A 15,786-nucleotide genomic window follows, 5' to 3' on the forward strand; every position below is an offset into this window, starting at 1 on the left:
GGTAGAAGGGTGCGGACGGGGAGGTCAGACGCGCTCGACGATGGTGGCGATGCCCATACCGCCGCCGACGCAGAGGGTCGCGAGGCCGTAGCGCTTGTCCTGGCGCTCCAGCTCGTCGACGAGGGTGCCGAGGATGATCGCGCCGGTGGCGCCGAGCGGGTGGCCGAGCGCGATGGCGCCGCCGTTGACGTTGACCTTGTCCAGGGAGACGCCCATGTCCTTGACGAAGCGCAGGACGACCGCGGCGAACGCCTCGTTGATCTCGATCAGGTCGATGTCGTCGATGGTGAGACCGGCCTTGGCGAGCGCCTTGCGGGCGGCCGGGGCCGGGCCGGTGAGCATGATGGTGGGCTCGGAGCCGGAGACGGCGGCGGCGACGATCCGGGCGCGCGGCGTCAGCCCGTACCGCTCGCCGATCTCCTTCGAGCCGACGGCGACGAGGGAGGCGCCGTCGACGATGCCGGAGGAGTTGCCGGCGTGGTGGACGTGGTCGATCTCCTCGACCCAGTGGTACTTCTGGAGCGCGACGGCGTCGAAGCCGCCGAGCTCGCCGATGTCCTTGAAGGACGGCTTGAGCCGGGCGAGGGAGTCGGCGGTGGTGCCGGGGCGCATGAACTCGTCGTGGTCGAGGACGGTCAGCCCGGCCCGGTCGACGACGGGGACGACGGAGCGGGAGAAGCGGCCCTCCTTCCAGGCGGTCGCGGCGCGCTCCTGGGAGAGGGCGGCGTACTCGTCGACGTCGCGGCGGCTGAAGCCCTCGATGGTGGCGATGAGGTCGGCGCCGATGCCCTGCGGGACGAAGTTGGTCTCCAGGTTGGTCATCGGGTCGGCGAACCAGGCACCGCCGTCGGAGGCCATCGGGACCCGGGACATCGACTCGACGCCGCCGGCGAGGACGAGGTCCTCCCAGCCGGAGCGGACCTTCATCGCGGCCATGTTCACCGCTTCGAGGCCGGAGGCGCAGAAGCGGTTCTCCTGGACGCCGGCGACGGTGTCGGGGAGGCCGGCGGCGATGGCGGCGATCCGGGCGATGTCGGAGCCCTGGTCGCCGACGGGGCCGACGACGCCGAGGACGATGTCGTCGACGGCGGCCGGGTCGAGACCCGGGTTGCGGGTCTGGATCTCGCGGATCAGGCCGACGACCAGGTCGATCGGCTTGGTGCCGTGCAGGGAGCCGTTGGCCTTGCCGCGTCCGCGCGGGGTGCGGATCGCGTCGTACACGTACGCTTCGGTGCTCACGGGAAGCCTTTCGCGGTGTGAGGGTTGCTCTCGGGAGGGGTCGGGGGGCCGGGGATCAGCCGAGCAGGGAGCGGCCGATGATCTCCTTCATGATCTCCGTCGTGCCGCCGTAGATGGTCTGGATGCGGCCGTCGGTGAAGGCGCGGGCGACCGGGAATTCGCTCATGTAGCCGTATCCGCCGTGCAGTTGCAGGCAGCGGTCGGCGACGCGCTTCTGCAGCTCGGTCGCCCACCACTTGGCCATGGAGGCGTTGACGGGGTCGAGGCCGAGACCGGTAGGGTCGGCGTGCTCGGCGATACAGCGGTCCACGAAGGTCCGCGTGACAGCGCACTCGGTGGCCATCTCCGCGATCTCGAACCGCACGTGCTGGAGCTTCGCGAGCGGCCGGCCGAACGCCTCGCGCTCCTTGACGTAGCGGGTGGTGAGCTCCAGGAGGTGCTCCGCTCCGGCGATTCCGGCGACCGCGATGGCGAGGCGTTCCTGCGCCAGGTTGGTCATCAGGTGGACGAAGGCGCCGTTGAGCTCGCCCAGCAGGTTCTCCTTGGGGACGCGGACGTCCGTGAAGAAGAGCTCGGCGGTGTCCTGGGACTTCTGCCCGATCTTGTCGAGGTTGCGGCCGCGCTCGAAGCCCTCCATGCCCCGCTCGACCACGAGGAGGGAGAGGCCGTGCGCGCCGCCCTCGGGGGTGGTGCGGGCGACGACGATCACCAGGTCGGCGAGGATGCCGTTGGAGATGAAGGTCTTGGAGCCGTTGAGGATCCAGTGGTCGCCGTGGTCCTCGGCGGTGGTGCGGATGCCCTGGAGGTCGGAGCCGGCGCCGGGCTCGGTCATCGCGATGGCGGTGACGATCTCGCCCGAGCAGAAGCCGGGCAGCCAGCGCCGCCGCTGCTCGTCGGTGGCGAGCTTGGTGAGGTACGGCCCGATGATGTCGTTGTGGAGGCCGATGGCGAGGCCGGGGGCCGCGGCCCTGGTGAACTCCTCGGCGAGGACGGAGGCGTACCGGAAGTCGGGGTTGCCGCCGCCTCCGTGCTCCTCCTCGACGGCGAGGCCGAGGAGGCCCTGCCGGCCGGCGGCGAGCCATGCCTCGCGGGAGACGATGCCGTCCTTCTCCCATTGGGCGTAGTGGGGCAGCACCTCCTTCTCCAGGAAGGTGCGGACGGTGGCCCGGAAGGCTTCGTGGTCCTCGGTGTAGAGGGTGCGCTTCATGCGGTCTTCGACTCCTGGGTGTGCAGGGCGGGGACGGCCCAGTCGCGGGCGACCTCGGCGGTGTCGGCGCCGGGCAGGGCGGGGCCGGTACGGAGGGTGCCGGGGGTGGCGGAGAAGCGGGGCGCGGGCGCCGGCTGGACGAGTCCGCCGTGCTCGGCGAAGGTGGCGCGGGCGGCCAGGTGCGGGTGACCGGGGGCCTCGCGGAGCGAGAGGACGGGGGCGACGCAGGCGTCGGTGCCCTCGAAGACCTCGGTCCACTCGGCCCGGGTGCGGCTCCGGAAGCGCGCGGCGACGGCCTCGCGCAGCTCGGGCCAGCGGGCGAGGTCGTCGCGGAGCCGGGTGGCGTCGTCGCCGAGGCCGAGGAGGCGGGCGAACTCGGTGTAGAAGCGCTGCTCCAGGGCGCCGACGGCCATGTGGCCGCCGTCGGAGGTCGCGTAGACGCCGTAGAAGGGGCAGCCGCCGTCGAGGAGGTTCACCCCGCGCCGGTCCTGCCAGCCGCCGGCCGCGAGCATGGCGTGGATCATGGTGGTGAGGTGGGCGGTGCCGTCCACGATGGCCGCGTCGACGACCTGGCCCTCGCCGTGGGCGCGGGCGTGCTGGAGGGCGGCGAGGACGCCGATGACGAGGTAGAGGGAGCCGCCCGCGTAGTCGCCGACGAGGTTGGCGGGGACGGTCGGCGGCCCGTCCGGGTCGGGGCCGATCATGCCGAGGGCGCCGGTGACGGCGATGTAGCCGATGTCGTGGCCGGCGGCGGGGGCGAGCGGGCCGTCCTGGCCCCAGCCGGTCATCCGGCCGTAGACGAGCCGCGGGTTGCGGGCGAGGCACTCCTCGGGGCCGACGCCGAGGCGTTCGGCGACGCCGGGCCGGTAGCCCTCGACGAGCACGTCGGCGCGCTCGACCAGGTCGAGGACGGCGGCGGGGCCTCCGGGGGCCTTCAGGTCGACGAGGACCGAGCGCTTGTTGCGGTTGGTGAGGTCCTTGGCCGGGTCGACGCCGAGGCCGGGACCGCCGGGGCGGTCGACGCGCACCACGTCGGCGCCGAGGTCGGCGAGGAGCATGGCGGCGAAGGGACCGGGTCCGATGCCGGCGAGTTCCACGACCCGGACGCCGGCGAGCGGGCCGGTCCGCTCGGTCTGCCTCGTGCCCATCGAGCCCCCAGGAGTGTGTGACACCAATGATGTAACACCGAAGATGCTAGGAACGTGTTCCACTCGGCACAAGCCCCCTGGCCGAGCAAGCGCTTGGAAATTCGGTGGGCGCCGCGGGTCCGCTATCCTCCGCCGACGACGTGACGACGAGACGTGACGGCGCTACGGGACGACGGGAGCGGTGGGGCGATGGAGACAGGGGCGGACGCGGGGCGGGACCCCGGCGGGGACGCCGGAGCGCGGCCGTACGACGTGGTCCTCTACGGGGCGACCGGGTTCGTGGGCGAGCTCACCGCGGAGTATCTGGCCGAGCACGCCCCCGCCGGGTGCCGCTGGGCCCTCGCCGGGCGCTCGGCCGCGAGACTGGAGGCCCTGCGGGACCGGCTCGCCGCCCGCCGGCCGCACTGCGCCGCACTGCCCCTGGTGGTCGCCGACTCCGGCGACCCCGCCTCGCTGCGGGCCCTCGCCCGGTCCGCCCGGGTCGTGGCCTCCACGGTCGGCCCGTACGTCTGGTACGGCGAGGGCCTCGTCGCCGCCTGCGCGGACGCCGGCACCGACTACCTGGACCTGACCGGCGAGGCCGAGTTCGTCGACCTCATGTACGTCCGCCACGACGCCCGCGCCCGGGAGACCGGCGCCCGGCTCGTGCACGCCTGCGGCTTCGACTCCGTCCCGCACGACCTCGGCGTCCTCTTCACCGTGGAGCAGCTGCCGGAGGGCGTACCGCTGCGCGTCGACGGCTTCGTCCGGGCCGGCGCCGTCTTCTCCGGCGGCACCTTCGCCTCCGCGCTGACCGCCTTCGGCCGCGGCCGGGAGATCCTGCGGGCCGCCCGCGAACGCCGCCTGCACGCCCCCCGGCTGGTGGGCCGGCGGGCCCGCGCCCCGCTGGGCGCCCCCCGCTTCAGCACCGAGACGGGCACCTGGGCGCTGCCGCTGCCCACCCTCGACCCGCAGGTGGTGGCCCGCTCGGCGGCCGCGCTGGAGCGGTACGGCCCCGACTTCCGCTACCGCCACTACGCCTCGGTGAAGACCCTGCCGATGGCGCTCGGCGGCACGGCGGCGATCGGCGCGGCCGTCACCGCCGCCCAGGTGCCCGCCGCACGGCGGTGGATGATGGACCGGTACGAGGCGGGCTCCGGCCCGTCCGCCGAGCGGCGCGCCCGCAGCTGGTTCACGGTCCGCTTCGTCGGCGAGGGCGGCGGACGCCGGGTCCTCACCGAGGTGTCGGGCGGCGATCCCGGCTACGACGAGACCGCGAAGATGCTCGCGGAGTCCGCGCTCTGCCTCGCCCTCGACCCGCTGCCGGCGACGGCGGGCCAGGTCACGACGGCGGTCGCGATGGGCGACGCGCTCATCGCCCGGCTGCGGGCGGCCGGCCTGCGCTTCCGGGTGGCACACGCGGAGTAGCGGCCGGCCGGACGCTCACCCCAGGACGTGGGCGAGGACGTGCGGGGCCGCCTCCCGCAGGCCGGCGAAGTGCCGGTGCACACCGTCCACCGGCTCCGGCGCGTGGACGCCCCACACGGTCATCCCGGCGTCCCGCCCGGACCGCACCCCGGACGGGGCGTCCTCCACGACCAGGCAGTCCTCCGGCGCCGCGCCGAGCAGCGCCGCGGCGGTCAGGTACGGGACCGGCGAGGGCTTGCCCTCCGCCACGGCCGCCGCGTCCACGATCACCTCCGGCACGGGCAGCCCGGTCCGCTCGAAGCGGCCGCGGACCCGGTGCTCGTAGTTGGAGGTGACCAGCGCCCAGGAGCCGGGCGGCAGGGCGGTCAGCAGCTCCGCCGCCCCGTCGAAGGCCGCGTAGTCGCCGGTGCGGACGTCCTCGTCCTCCAGCGCGTGGAACTCCGTGAGGCACGCCCCGGGTTCGAGGTGCGGGGCGACCTCGGCGAAGGTCTCCAGCGGGCGGGTGCGCAGCGCCGTCCGGTACACCGCGTCCGGGTCCAGGCCGTGCCGCCCGGCCCAGGTGGCCCACACCCGGCGCTGGTTGTCGAGGGCGTCGACGAGGGTGCCGTCGACGTCGAACAGGACGGGGCGGAGGCGGCCGGGCCGCTCGGAGGCGTGGTTCACCAGCCGATCATGTCAGGGCCGGCGGGGGCGGCCACCACCGCGTCGATCTCGATCTCGACCAGCCAGTCGGGGTCGATGAACCGGGACACCTCCACGAAGGTGCAGGCGGGACGGACGGCGCCGAACCGCTCGCCGTGGGCGCGGGCCGCCTCGCGCCAGGCGGTGGCGTCGGTGAGCATGACCCGGGTGCGGACGACGTCCTCGGGGCGGGCGCCGGCCTCGCGGAGCGCCGCCTCGGCGATGTCGAGACATCGCACGGTCTGGGCGTAGACGTCGCCGGGTGCGGTGGTGGTGCCGTCGGGCGCGATCGGCGCGGTGCCGGCGACGGAGACGTACGGGCCGTGCCGTACCGCGCGGGAGAAGCCGATCTCCGGTTCGAGGGGAGAGCCGGAGGAGACGAGTCGTCGGGTGGTGTGCAGGTCCATCCGGTCATCCTGCCCACCGCGCCCCCGGGTCAAAGCCCGGCGCGGGGCACCCTTCGCGGTACCCTGCCGGGTCCTCAGCCGCCCATGATCCGGAACGGATGCCCGGCCGGATCGGCGTACACCCGCCACAGCGGTCCGGTGTCGTCACCGGCGTCCCCGCCCTCGCCGAGGGCGACGGCCCCGAGGGCGAGCACCGTCTCGTGGGCGGCGTCCGGGTCCGGGACCCGGACGTCCAGCAGGAACTGCTGTTCCGGGGCGCCCCAGACGGGCGGCCGGTGGTCGGCGACGTCCTGGAAGGCGAGGACCGGTCCGTGCGCGTCGCGCAGCACGGCGGAGCCGGCGCCGACGGCGAGCCCCGGGTCGGGCGCCGTGATCTCGCCGCCCAGCATCTCCCGGTAGAAGGCGGCGAGTTCGTGGGCGTCGGGGCAGTCGAGCACGACGCAGCGCAGCCGCCCGATCATCCGGTGGTCCAGTCGGCGAGCACGTACAGGATGGCGCAGGTCCAGGCGAGCGCGGAGAGTGCGGCGACCGCGAGGACGGCGGGCAGCGCCCGGCCGTCCGAACGGCCACGGGAGTGCGTGGTGACGGGGGTTGTCATGACGGCCACTGTGCCGTGCGGGTCTGACAGCGGGCATCCGTACGGGTACTCAGACGCTACTCAGCCGCCAGCGCCTCGGCCAGTGCGCGCCGGCAGAGCGCGTCGGCGTGCCGGGTGGTCTCGGGGATCCGGTAGCGCGGGGAGAGCGCGAGCGCGTGCGCGCAGGCGTTGCCGAGGGAGATCCGGTGCCCGACGGAGACGAAGACGGGCTTGACCCCGCTCCGGGTCCGCAGCGCCCGCCCGACCTCCTCGCCGCCGGCGAGCAGCGGGGCGGCGTCGCCCCGGTCCGGGCCGGGCTGCTCGTACGAGAAGGTGAACGGGTTCTTGGCGACGCCGATCGCGGGCCGCCCGGTGAGCACGCCGAGATGGCTCGCGAGCCCGAACCGGCGCGGATGAGCGAGCCCGTAGCCGTCGCAGACGAGGAGTCCGGGATCGACGGTGAGCGCGTCCAGGGCGGCGAGCACGGTCGGGATCTCGCGGAAGGCGAGCAGCCCGGGGACGTACGGGAAGGAGACCCGGCCCACGGCGGTCGCCTCCTCGGCCACCTCCAGGGTCCGGGCGTCGAGCACCACGGCCGCGGCGGCGACCAGGTCCCGCTCGTCGTCGTACGCCACGTCGAGCCCGGTGACGTGCCCCTCCCCCGCAGGCGGCCCCTCCTCGTCCAGCACGAGCCGCTCCCGCAGCCCGCGCTGGACCTCCAGCGCCGCGTCCTCGCCGGCGGGCCAGCCCGCCGGAACCCCGATGATCCCCATGCGGGCCACCCTACGGCGGCGGGCCGGTCAGGCGTCGGCGAGGAGGGGGTCGTAGGCGGTGCCGGCGCGGCGGCCGGACATGAAGGAGAGGAAGTCGCCGACGAAGGCGCTGCGGGCGTAGCCGCCGTCGCCCGTGGTGACGTCGCGGCGGAAGGCGGTGCGGAAGAGGGCGCGGTACTCGTCCGCGTCGATGGTGCCGTTGCCGTCCTTGTCGGTGGCGGCGAAGAGCACCTCGGCGACCCGGATCAGCGCGGGGCCGGAGAGGGAGGGGACGGCGGCGGCGTACTCGGCGGCGCTGACCCGGCCGTCGCCGTCCGCGTCGAGGGCGCTCTGGAGCTCGCGCCACCAGCCGGCGAAGGCGTCGTAGAGCCGGGTCTCCTCCGGTTCGCCGAGGTCGAGGCGGGTGGCGAGTTCCCGGGCCATGGCGGCGAGGTCCGGCCAGTCGAGGTAGCCGTCGCCGGTCTGGTCGAGCACCTGGCGGAAGAAGTCCTCGGCGGTGCGCCGGCGGCCGTCGCCGGCGGCGGGCTCCGGGCCGTCCTCCGGGTCCGGGTCCGGGGCGAGCGGGGTGAGGAGGCGGAGCAGGGCCGCGGCCCGCTGCATCCGGGCGCGGAGGGCGGCGACGGTGCGGGCGCGGGGGTCGTCGCTCCCGGGGGTGAGCGAGAGCAGGTCGATGACGGCCTCCGCCCGGAGCAGGTCCCCGGGCAGGAAGCGGGCGAGTCCGGCGGCGATGTACGCGCCCTGCATGAGGGTCGGGACGCCGGGCATCTCCGGCAGTCCGGCGCGGCGGCGGAAGGGCTCGGGGAGGGAGGCGATGGTGATCGCGCCCATCACCGGTCCGACGACGGCCCGGCCGGCCGCCCACAGCGTCGGCACGCCGTCGAGCAGCGCGGGAGCGGGCAGGTGGTCGAAGAGCCGGTAGAGGATGACCCGGGCCGCCTCGGTGTTCTCCAGCTCCTCCTCGACGACCCGGTCGAAGTACCGCCAGAAGTCGCGGAGCTCCTCGGGCAGATGGCGCGCGTCGCCGTCGAGGGCGGCGAGGAACGCCCGGTACTCGGCGTACATCCGCTCCGTCGCCGCCGGGTCGAGCGGCCGGCCGCTCAGGCGGCACATGGTGACGGCGCTCTCGAAGAGGGTCGCCACGACCCAGGCGCGGGCCTCCGGGTCCACGGCGTCGTACGGGCGGCCGCGGGTGTCGGTGCCGCTCATGCGGGCGTGCAGCCGGTTGAGGCGGGCGGCCTCCCGCTCCCGCTCCTCGGGGTCGGCGCCGAACATCCGGCGCATGGAGAGGAAGGTGTTCCGCAGCCGGCGCCAGGGGTGGGCGACGAAGGTGGAGTTGTCGATCAGGGCGGCGCCGATCCGCGGGTGGGCCGCCTCCAGGACGGTGGCGCGGATCATGGCGAGGGCCCACCGGGGGTCGTCGAAGAGCGCGTGGAACTGCGAGCCGGGGCCGAAGAGCGGCGGGGCGTCCTCCGGTCCGGGAGGGGTCTGCCGCGCGGTGCCGTCCGGGGTGTCCGTGGCGGTGGTCATCGTGGTTCTCCGTTCTGCCGGGGCACGACGCCGCCGAAGCGGCGGTCGCGGCGCCGGTAGGTGTGCAGGCAGGCGAGGAAGTCGGGGGCCCGGAAGTCGGGCCAGAGCACCCGGGGGAAGACCCATTCGGCGTACGCGACCTGCCAGAGCATGAAGTTGGAGATGCGCTGTTCGCCGGAGGTGCGGATGACGAGGTCCACGTCGGGGGTGTCGGGGAAGGGCAGATGGGCCGCGAACAGCTCCTCGGTGACGGCCTCGGCCGGGGTGCCGTCGCGGATGAGCGAGCGGGCGGCCTCGACGATGTCGCGGCGCCCGCCGTGGTCGAAGGCGACGGTGAGGGTCATGCCCCGGTTGTCGGCCGTGAGCGTCATCAGGTCCTGGAAGTCCCGGGCGAGTTCGGCGGGGATGCGGGGGTCGGTGACGCCGAGGAACCGGCAGCGGATGCCGCGGGCGAGGAGGAGCGGGGCGTGCTTGCGGACGACCCGGCGGACGAGCCGCATCAGATAGTCGACCTCGGCGCTCGGCCGGCTCCAGTTCTCGGTGGAGAAGGCGTAGAGGCTGAGCCATTCGACCCCGGCGGACCGGGCCGCCTCGATGGTGTCGATGACGGTGGTCTCGGCGGCCCGGTGCCCCGCCGTGCGGGGCAGCGAACGCGCCGTGGCCCAGCGGCCGTTGCCGTCCATCACGCACGCCACGTGCCGGGGCACCGGACGGCCCTCCCCGCCGGACCGCGGGGCGCGCGAGGCGTCCGCCGGCTCCCCCGCCCCGTCGACCCGGTCGCGTACGTCGCCCTCGGACTCCCGTGCCCCGTGCGGCCGTTCGCGTACGCCGCCCTCCGGCTCTCCTGCTCCGTCGCCCCGGTCGCTGAGGCCGCCCTCGGACTCCCGTGCCCCGTAAGGCCGTTCGCGCACCCCGTCCGCGGCACCGCGGTCCGTCACACCCACCCCTGCCTCGCCCACCCCGGCTCGCCCGCGCCCCCGCCGGCACGTCCCTGCCGGAAGTCTGGCAGCGCGGGGCGGCCGCGACCTGCCCGGGAAGGGGTCCTTCACCCCTGGCGCACACGTCCGATCCCCGCCGCGCGGGCGTCCGGTAGCGTCCCTCCGGTGAACGCGATCGACGACCTCCTGCGTCTCTGTCCGCCTCCCGCCGAACCGCCGCCCGCCGTGGACTGGGCGAAGACCGAGCGCGCCCTCGGGGTGCCGCTCCCCGGCGACTACAAGCGGCTGGTCGAGACGTACGGCTGGGGGGTGTTCGACGAGACCGTGTGGCTCCTCGCCCCGGGCGCGGCGGACCCCGGCCACGAACTCGTCGCGCAGACGGCCGAACGGGACGAGATCCTCGCGTCGTTGTGGGAGATCGGCGAGGAGCGGCCCGAGGAGCTGGAGGAGCCGGGGGCGCGCGTGGTGCCGTGGGCGTTCGAGGAGGGCTCGGGGGCCTTCCTGTACTGGCTGGTGCGGCCGGGGCGGCACCCCGACTCGTGGCCGGTGCTCTACAACGAGGGGCGCGGCCCGCTCTGGGAGCACCACGGGCCGGGGTGCGCCGCCTTCCTGCTCGGGGTGCTCACGGCCACCGTGGAGACCTCCTACTTCGGCTACCTGTACGAGGTGCGGAAGCCGGCGGTGCACCGTTTCGAGACGGCCGCCGAGGCGTTCGGCGGCTGATCTCCGCGGCCCGCCCCGCCGGTAGCCTTGCACGCATGTTCGTACTGGAATTGACCTACACCGCGCCCGTCGAGCGGGCGGACGCCCTCATGGACGCGCACATCGCCTGGCTGGACGAGCAGTACGCCGCCGGGGTGTTCCTCGCGTCCGGGCGGAAGAACCCGCGCGACGGCGGGGTGATCCTGGCGGCCGGGGTCGACCGGGCCGCGATCGAGCGGATCGCGGCGGCCGACCCCTTCAGCTCCGAGGGCGTGTGCGCGTACCGGATCACCGAGTTCTACGCGTCGAAGACGGTGGAGGGCCTGGCCGGCTACCGCGAGCAGCCGCCGGCCTGACCCGGCCCGCCCCGCCCGGGCCCCGGCCCGGCCCGGCCCGTCAGCGGGTGAGCCGCGCGATCCGGCCCTTCTCGCCCGAGGCCCAGCAGCCGCCGTCCGGGGTGCAGTCCACGGTGTCGTACGAGCCGGTGTCCACGGTCCGCCAGGTGCGGCCGCCGTCGCGGGTGACGTCCGTGCCGGTGGGTCCGACGGCGAGGGCGGCGGTCCTGGTGTGCGGGAGCCACGCGACGCCGGAGCGGTAGGCCGGCGGGGGCGTGGCCGCCGGGGTCCAGGTGCGGCCGCCGTCGGCGGTGGTCGCCGCCGCCCGCGGCGAGGGCTGTCCGGCGCGGTAGTCGCCGCCGACCGCGAGGCCGTGGTGGCGGTCGCGGAAGGCGAGCGCGAAGACGCCGCGGGCGGGGTCGCCGGCCGGGACCGGGCTGTCGGTGACGGTCCAGGTGCGGCCCCGGTCGGCCGAGTGGAAGACGCGGGCGGTGGCGGCGCCGCCGGTCGCGAACCACACGTCCTTCCCGCCGCCGGTGGCCGTGACCAGGCACTGGCCGCTCGCGGCGAAGCCGGCCTCGCCGGGGAGGGCCGCGGGCATCCCGGAGTCGGGCAGGACCTCCCACGTGCGGCCGCCGTCGCGGGTGGAGAGGACGCGGAACCTCCCGTCGACCGGGTCGCTGAGGGCGAGGCCGTGGCGCCGGTCGAGGAAGGTCACGCAGTCGTAGAAGGCGCGCGGGTCGGTGTTGCGGAAGGTCTCGGTCCAGGTGGCGCCGCCGTCCTCGGTGCGCAGCAGCCGGGACGCCTCGCCCTCGCCGATGGCCAGGACGACGGCCCGGCGGGCGTCGAACGCCTCCACGTCGCGGAGCTCCAGGGCCTCGCCACCGGGCGGCGAGACGTTTCGCCAGGTGCGGCCGGCGTCGGTGGTGCGCAGGACGGTGCCCTTGGAGCCGGCGGCCCAGGCGGTGCGGCGGTCCACCGCGGCCAGCCCCCGGAAGCGGACGTCGGTGCCGGTCGGGGTGAGCTGCCAGCCGTCCGCGGACGAAGGCGCCGCGGGGGCCGCGGGGGTCTCCCCGGCCCGCGCGGGGGCCGCGAGGGTCAGCGCCAGCACCGCCCCCACGAGCCCCGCCGTCATCGTGCGTCGCGTCGTTCGCATCTTTCGCACAGGTGTCATGGCGCCGGAAGCTAGCGGCGGCGGCCCGGGCCCGTCCAGAGGGCGTCCCCCGCGCCCGCCTCCGCGCCCTCCCGCCCGGCGCCGCCGGGGTGCGGGGCGCGCCGGGCGTTCCTAGGCTGGGCGCATGACCGAGGGAACAGCGGAGCCGGGAGCGGAGTCACCGATCGCCGGGAAGCCGCGGCTCAAGGAGTACGACGGCGAGGGCATCACCGTCACGTTCGAGCCGCGCCGCTGCCTGCACGCCGCCGAGTGCGTCCACGGCCTGCCGGAGGTCTTCGACCTGTCCCGCCGCCCCTGGGTGCTGCCGGACGCCGCCGAGCCCGGCCGGGTCGCCGAGGTGATCCGGCGCTGCCCGTCGGGGGCGCTCCAGTACCACCCGGTGGAGGGCGGCGCGGAGGAGCGGCCCGACGTCCCCACGACCGTACGCCGCACCCCGTCGGGCCGGCTGGTGGTCCGCGGCGACCTGCTGGTCTCGGCCGGGCAGGAGACCCGGCACGAGACGCGGGTGATGCTCTGCGGCTGCGGGGCGTCCGGTAACCAGCCGTACTGCGACCGCTCCGGCCCCTGCGCGGAGCCCGACGACGACGTGGCCGAGGAGCGCTAGACCGTCTTTCGGACCCGAGCGGAACGTCCGGGGCACGCCCGGAGGCCGTGCGGACCGCCCGGTGGACCGGTTCGTGCCCGGCTCCGCGCGGTCTACCGGGCGTTCCGGTTCCGGCGGCGGGAGGCCCCCGGGAGGCCCTTCCGCCCGGCGGTGACGCACCTCACGTAGGGGACGAGTGCACGTTCCGGCGCTTCCGCTCGTCTTCATGGGTGTCAGGTGCCCTGGTGTCGGGGAGACGCACAGGATCGCAACCGCGCGAGAGGAGTCCGCCGTGTCCGCCGTGATCGAGCAGCCCGTCCAGGCCCGTCTGGTCGCTTCCGCTCCCCGGATGGAGACCGTCCCCGCCACCCTCCGGTACGACCGGGAGGACCCTTACGCGGTGAGCATGGCCTTCCCTCCACCGGCGACCCTGGAGGGCGTCGAGGTCTCCTGGGCGTTCGCCCGCGAGCTGCTCGCGCAGGGGGTCGAACGGCCCGCCGGCGACGGGGACGTACGGCTCCGTCCGTACGGCTACGACCGCACGGTGGTGGAGTTCCACGCCCCGGAGGGCGTGGCGATGGTCCATGTGCGCACCTCGGAACTGCGCCGGTTCCTGGAGCGGTCGCAGCATCTGGTGCCGGCCGGGCGCGAGCACCAGTACCTGGACTGGGACCGGGATCTGGACGCCCTCCTGGGCGACCTGCCCTGAATCCGCGGCGGCCTCCGGGCCGCCGTAAATCGTTTGCCTCCCCGCGGGCGCGGTCCTACCGTCGACGACGTCAGATCGCCTCCCGATCGGAGAAGGAACGTTGTTCATCTGAGGTCCCGAGACACCGTGCCGCGCGCGTGCCCCGTGCCGTGCGTGCCGTTCTCGACCTCGGTGGACGAGCCGTTCCCCACGCTGCCCGCGCCCCGGTGTCTCACGCGTCGCACCCCACCCACGCTCACACCGTGCTCGCGGCACCGGAGGCCCTCGTGTCACATCAGCCCGTCTTTCTCTCCGCCCCCTCCCTCTCGTTCGCCTGGCCGGACGGCACCGAGGTCTTCGACGACCTCAAGGTGACGATCGGTCCCGGCCGTACCGGCCTGGTCGGTACGAACGGCTCGGGGAAGTCCACCCTGCTGAGGCTCCTCGCCGGGGAGCTCACCCCCACCGCCGGTGTCGTCCGGACCTCCGGCGAGATCGGCCACCTCCCGCAGAACCTGGTCCTGGACACCGGCCGGCGGGTCGACGCGATCCTCGGGATCGACGGCAAGCGCGCCGCGCTGCACGCCATCGAGGCGGGCGACGCGTCCGAGGAGCACTTCGCGGTGCTCGGCGACGACTGGGACGTGGAGGAGCGGGCCCTGGCCACGCTCGACCAGCTCGGTCTCGGTTCGATCGGCCTGGACCGTACGGTCGGCGAGGTGTCCGGCGGCGAGTCGGTGCTGCTGCGTCTCGCGGCGCTGCTGCTGGCCCGGCCGGACGTGCTGCTCCTCGACGAGCCGACCAACAACCTTGACCTGTACGCCCGTTCGCGCCTTTACGCGGCGGTGGAGAGCTGGCCGGGGGTGCTGGTGGCGGTCAGCCACGACCGGGAGCTCCTGGAGCGCGTCGACCAGATCGCCGACCTCCACGAGGGCGGGGTGAGCTGGTACGGCGGCCCCTACTCGGCGTACGAGGAGGCGCTCGCCGCCGAACAGGAGGCCGCGGAAAGGATGGTGCGGGTCGCCGAGGCGGACGTGCAGCGGCAGCGGCGGGAGCTGGCGGACGCGGGGATGAAGCTGGCGCGCCGGAGGCGGTACGCGCAGAAGAGCTTCGAGAACAAGGTCGTGCCGAAGGTCGTGGCGAACACCCGGCGGGGTGCGGCGCAGGTCTCGGCGGGCAAGCACCGCAACCTGCACGCGGACCGGCTGGCGGAGGCGCGGGAGCGGCTGGACGTGGCGGCCGAGGCGGTCCGGGACGAGGACGAGATCCGCGTCGAGCTGCCGCACACGTCGGTGCCGCCGGGCCGTGAGGTGCTGCGGATCACGGATCTGGAGCTGCGGTACGGGGCGCGGGTCGACGGCGGGTTCGAGCTGCGGGGCCCGGAGCGGGTCGCGCTGGTGGGCCGCAACGGCGCCGGCAAGACCACGCTGCTGCGGACGGTCGCCGGGGAACTGGAGCCGGTGTCGGGGGAGGTGGAGAGGCTGGTGCCGCTCCGTTTCCTCCCGCAGCGGCTGGACGTCCTCGACGACGGGCTGAGCATCGTGGAGAACGTGGCCCGGTTCGCGCCCACGGCGTCGGGGAACGCGATCAGGGCCCGGCTCGCGCGGTTCCTGTTCCGCAGGGCCCGGGCGGATCAGCCGGTGGGCACCCTGTCGGGCGGGGAGAGGTTCCGGGCGACGCTGGCGGCGCTGCTGCTGGCGGAGCCGGCTCCGCAGCTGTTGCTGCTGGACGAGCCGACGAACAATCTGGACCTGGCGTCGGTGCGGAAGCTGACGGCGGCCCTCCGCGCGTACGAGGGGGCACTGGTCGTGGCCAGTCACGACCTGGCGTTCCTGGAGTCGCTGGGGATCACGCGCCGGCTGCTCCTCGACGGCCGCCTGCGGCCGACGTCGGCGGAGGAGCTCCGTGCGGCGTCGGTGTCAACGGTGGAGTAACGCCCAGGACTTGGTCCCGCCGTCCGGGGTGAGGGCGGGGGTCAGGCCCCAGTCCCCGCCGTGGTCCTCGACCGCCGCGGCCAGCAGCCACATGCCGCGGCTGCGGCGGTCGCGGCACTCCTCGGCGGCGTCCGGCCCACGGTGGGCCGGATGCTGGTCGTAGACCACGATCCGCAGGGCGTCGTACTGCCAGCGCAGGCGCAGCGCCATCTCCTTGTCGGGGGTGAACCGGTAGGCGGCCGCGACCAGTTCGGACGCGGCCAGGGCGGCGGTCTCGCGGAGTTCGGCGAGGCCGTGGCGGGCGAGGAGGCCGCGGACGGCCTCGCGGGCGAGGCCCGCGCAGTAGGCGCCTCCGGGGAGCAGCATCGAGTAGCTGAGGTTTTCCGTGGCGGGGGGTATGGGCCCGGCGGCCGTGACGGCGGCCGGAAGGCAGCGCAGGGCGCCCTTCATCGGATTGCTCACATTT

Annotated in this window: 18 protein-coding genes; 6 read left to right on the top strand and 12 right to left on the bottom strand. The window is 74.9% G+C overall.

Annotated features, from left to right (window positions below):
- Positions 1–24: 24 nt before the first annotated feature.
- From ACFVU3_RS06395 to ACFVU3_RS06405, 3 genes are read right to left on the bottom strand one after another with little or no spacing between them, the layout of a single operon-like run.
- Entirely contained in the window at positions 25–1,239 is a 1,215-nt protein-coding gene (locus tag ACFVU3_RS06395; protein WP_390064171.1) for an acetyl-CoA C-acetyltransferase, read from the bottom strand.
- 55 nt (positions 1,240–1,294) lie between these two features.
- A complete protein-coding gene (locus ACFVU3_RS06400) occupies positions 1,295–2,446 on the bottom strand; it encodes an acyl-CoA dehydrogenase family protein (protein ID WP_390064173.1) in 1,152 nt (383 codons plus the stop codon).
- Positions 2,443–3,594 (bottom strand): CaiB/BaiF CoA transferase family protein, encoded by a 1,152-nt coding sequence (locus tag ACFVU3_RS06405; protein ID WP_390064175.1) that lies wholly within the window; start codon positions 3,592–3,594, stop codon positions 2,443–2,445. The genes ACFVU3_RS06400 and ACFVU3_RS06405 overlap by 4 nt, the downstream gene beginning before the upstream one ends.
- A gap of 189 nt (positions 3,595–3,783) precedes the next feature.
- On the opposite strand from ACFVU3_RS06405, the gene ACFVU3_RS06410 reads away from it, so the two are divergent.
- The gene (locus ACFVU3_RS06410; RefSeq protein WP_390064176.1) at positions 3,784–5,001 is read left to right on the top strand and encodes a saccharopine dehydrogenase family protein; all 1,218 of its coding nucleotides are present in this window, start codon (positions 3,784–3,786) and stop codon (positions 4,999–5,001) included.
- A gap of 15 nt (positions 5,002–5,016) precedes the next feature.
- Here ACFVU3_RS06410 and ACFVU3_RS06415 read toward each other — a convergent pair whose 3' ends face one another.
- The 7 genes from ACFVU3_RS06415 to uppS form a co-directional block, all read right to left on the bottom strand.
- Positions 5,017–5,664, bottom strand: a complete 648-nt coding sequence (locus tag ACFVU3_RS06415) for an HAD family hydrolase (protein ID WP_390064177.1) — start codon at positions 5,662–5,664, stop codon at positions 5,017–5,019.
- A complete protein-coding gene (locus ACFVU3_RS06420) occupies positions 5,661–6,089 on the bottom strand; it encodes a RidA family protein (RefSeq protein ID WP_390064178.1) in 429 nt (142 codons plus the stop codon). The genes ACFVU3_RS06415 and ACFVU3_RS06420 overlap by 4 nt, the downstream gene beginning before the upstream one ends.
- 74 nt (positions 6,090–6,163) lie before the next feature.
- Positions 6,164–6,550, bottom strand: a complete 387-nt coding sequence (locus tag ACFVU3_RS06425) for a VOC family protein (protein ID WP_390064179.1) — start codon at positions 6,548–6,550, stop codon at positions 6,164–6,166.
- A complete protein-coding gene (gene mmpA / locus ACFVU3_RS06430; protein ID WP_390064181.1) occupies positions 6,547–6,687 on the bottom strand; it encodes a morphogenic membrane protein MmpA in 141 nt (46 codons plus the stop codon). The genes ACFVU3_RS06425 and mmpA overlap by 4 nt, the downstream gene beginning before the upstream one ends.
- A gap of 56 nt (positions 6,688–6,743) precedes the next feature.
- Entirely contained in the window at positions 6,744–7,439 is a 696-nt protein-coding gene (locus tag ACFVU3_RS06435; protein ID WP_390064183.1) for an endonuclease V, read from the bottom strand.
- A gap of 27 nt (positions 7,440–7,466) precedes the next feature.
- Complete coding sequence (locus tag ACFVU3_RS06440; protein WP_390064184.1) at positions 7,467–8,966, bottom strand: oxygenase MpaB family protein; 1,500 nt, start codon at positions 8,964–8,966, stop codon at positions 7,467–7,469.
- Positions 8,963–9,649 (bottom strand): polyprenyl diphosphate synthase, encoded by a 687-nt coding sequence (gene uppS / locus ACFVU3_RS06445; RefSeq protein WP_390064318.1) that lies wholly within the window; start codon positions 9,647–9,649, stop codon positions 8,963–8,965. The genes ACFVU3_RS06440 and uppS overlap by 4 nt, the downstream gene beginning before the upstream one ends.
- A gap of 420 nt (positions 9,650–10,069) precedes the next feature.
- Between uppS and ACFVU3_RS06450 the strand changes: the two genes are divergently transcribed.
- Both ACFVU3_RS06450 and ACFVU3_RS06455 read left to right on the top strand, forming a co-directional pair.
- A complete protein-coding gene (locus ACFVU3_RS06450; protein ID WP_390064186.1) occupies positions 10,070–10,627 on the top strand; it encodes a hypothetical protein in 558 nt (185 codons plus the stop codon).
- A gap of 35 nt (positions 10,628–10,662) precedes the next feature.
- Positions 10,663–10,962, top strand: coding sequence for a YciI family protein (locus ACFVU3_RS06455; protein WP_360315913.1), 300 nt, complete (start codon positions 10,663–10,665; stop codon positions 10,960–10,962).
- Between the two features lie 40 nt (positions 10,963–11,002).
- Here the strand turns inward: ACFVU3_RS06455 and ACFVU3_RS06460 are convergent, their stop codons facing one another.
- Complete coding sequence (locus ACFVU3_RS06460) at positions 11,003–12,076, bottom strand: WD40/YVTN/BNR-like repeat-containing protein (protein ID WP_390064320.1); 1,074 nt, start codon at positions 12,074–12,076, stop codon at positions 11,003–11,005.
- A gap of 163 nt (positions 12,077–12,239) precedes the next feature.
- Here ACFVU3_RS06460 and ACFVU3_RS06465 point away from each other — a divergent pair, with 163 nt between their 5' ends.
- The 3 genes from ACFVU3_RS06465 (at position 12,240) to ACFVU3_RS06475 (ending at position 15,320) form a co-directional block, all read left to right on the top strand.
- Positions 12,240–12,719, top strand: a complete 480-nt coding sequence (locus ACFVU3_RS06465; RefSeq protein ID WP_390064188.1) for a (4Fe-4S)-binding protein — start codon at positions 12,240–12,242, stop codon at positions 12,717–12,719.
- 271 nt (positions 12,720–12,990) lie between these two features.
- Entirely contained in the window at positions 12,991–13,407 is a 417-nt protein-coding gene (locus ACFVU3_RS06470; RefSeq protein WP_390064190.1) for an SsgA family sporulation/cell division regulator, read from the top strand.
- Positions 13,408–13,673: 266 nt separating this feature from the next.
- Positions 13,674–15,320: an ABC-F family ATP-binding cassette domain-containing protein gene (locus ACFVU3_RS06475; protein ID WP_390064191.1), complete on the top strand. Its 1,647-nt coding sequence runs from the start codon at positions 13,674–13,676 to the stop codon at positions 15,318–15,320.
- On the opposite strand, the gene ACFVU3_RS06480 is transcribed toward ACFVU3_RS06475, so the two are convergent.
- A complete protein-coding gene (locus tag ACFVU3_RS06480; RefSeq protein WP_390064192.1) occupies positions 15,306–15,782 on the bottom strand; it encodes an ATP-binding protein in 477 nt (158 codons plus the stop codon). The two genes, ACFVU3_RS06475 and ACFVU3_RS06480, sit on opposite strands and share 15 nt — an antisense overlap.
- Between the last annotated feature and the right edge of the window lie 4 nt (positions 15,783–15,786).

Origin of the sequence: Streptomyces sp. NPDC058052 (assembly GCF_042885515.1) — a bacterium.
GTDB lineage: Bacteria > Actinomycetota > Actinomycetes > Streptomycetales > Streptomycetaceae > Streptomyces.

What these genes read in the sequence shown, in the direction of transcription:
- ACFVU3_RS06400 (WP_390064173.1), bottom strand. Translation starts at nt 2,446, where the DNA reads ATGAAGCGCACCCTCTACACCGAGGACCACGAAGCCTTCCGGGCCACC.
- ACFVU3_RS06405 (WP_390064175.1), bottom strand. Translation starts at nt 3,594, where the DNA reads ATGGGCACGAGGCAGACCGAGCGGACCGGCCCGCTCGCCGGCGTCCGG.
- ACFVU3_RS06410 (WP_390064176.1), top strand. Translation starts at nt 3,784, where the DNA reads ATGGAGACAGGGGCGGACGCGGGGCGGGACCCCGGCGGGGACGCCGGA.
- ACFVU3_RS06420 (WP_390064178.1), bottom strand. Translation starts at nt 6,089, where the DNA reads ATGGACCTGCACACCACCCGACGACTCGTCTCCTCCGGCTCTCCCCTC.
- ACFVU3_RS06425 (WP_390064179.1), bottom strand. Translation starts at nt 6,550, where the DNA reads ATGATCGGGCGGCTGCGCTGCGTCGTGCTCGACTGCCCCGACGCCCAC.
- mmpA (WP_390064181.1), bottom strand. Translation starts at nt 6,687, where the DNA reads ATGACAACCCCCGTCACCACGCACTCCCGTGGCCGTTCGGACGGCCGG.
- ACFVU3_RS06435 (WP_390064183.1), bottom strand. Translation starts at nt 7,439, where the DNA reads ATGGGGATCATCGGGGTTCCGGCGGGCTGGCCCGCCGGCGAGGACGCG.
- ACFVU3_RS06440 (WP_390064184.1), bottom strand. Translation starts at nt 8,966, where the DNA reads ATGACCACCGCCACGGACACCCCGGACGGCACCGCGCGGCAGACCCCT.
- uppS (WP_390064318.1), bottom strand. Translation starts at nt 9,649, where the DNA reads ATGGACGGCAACGGCCGCTGGGCCACGGCGCGTTCGCTGCCCCGCACG.
- ACFVU3_RS06455 (WP_360315913.1), top strand. Translation starts at nt 10,663, where the DNA reads ATGTTCGTACTGGAATTGACCTACACCGCGCCCGTCGAGCGGGCGGAC.
- ACFVU3_RS06460 (WP_390064320.1), bottom strand. Translation starts at nt 12,076, where the DNA reads ATGACGGCGGGGCTCGTGGGGGCGGTGCTGGCGCTGACCCTCGCGGCC.
- ACFVU3_RS06465 (WP_390064188.1), top strand. Translation starts at nt 12,240, where the DNA reads ATGACCGAGGGAACAGCGGAGCCGGGAGCGGAGTCACCGATCGCCGGG.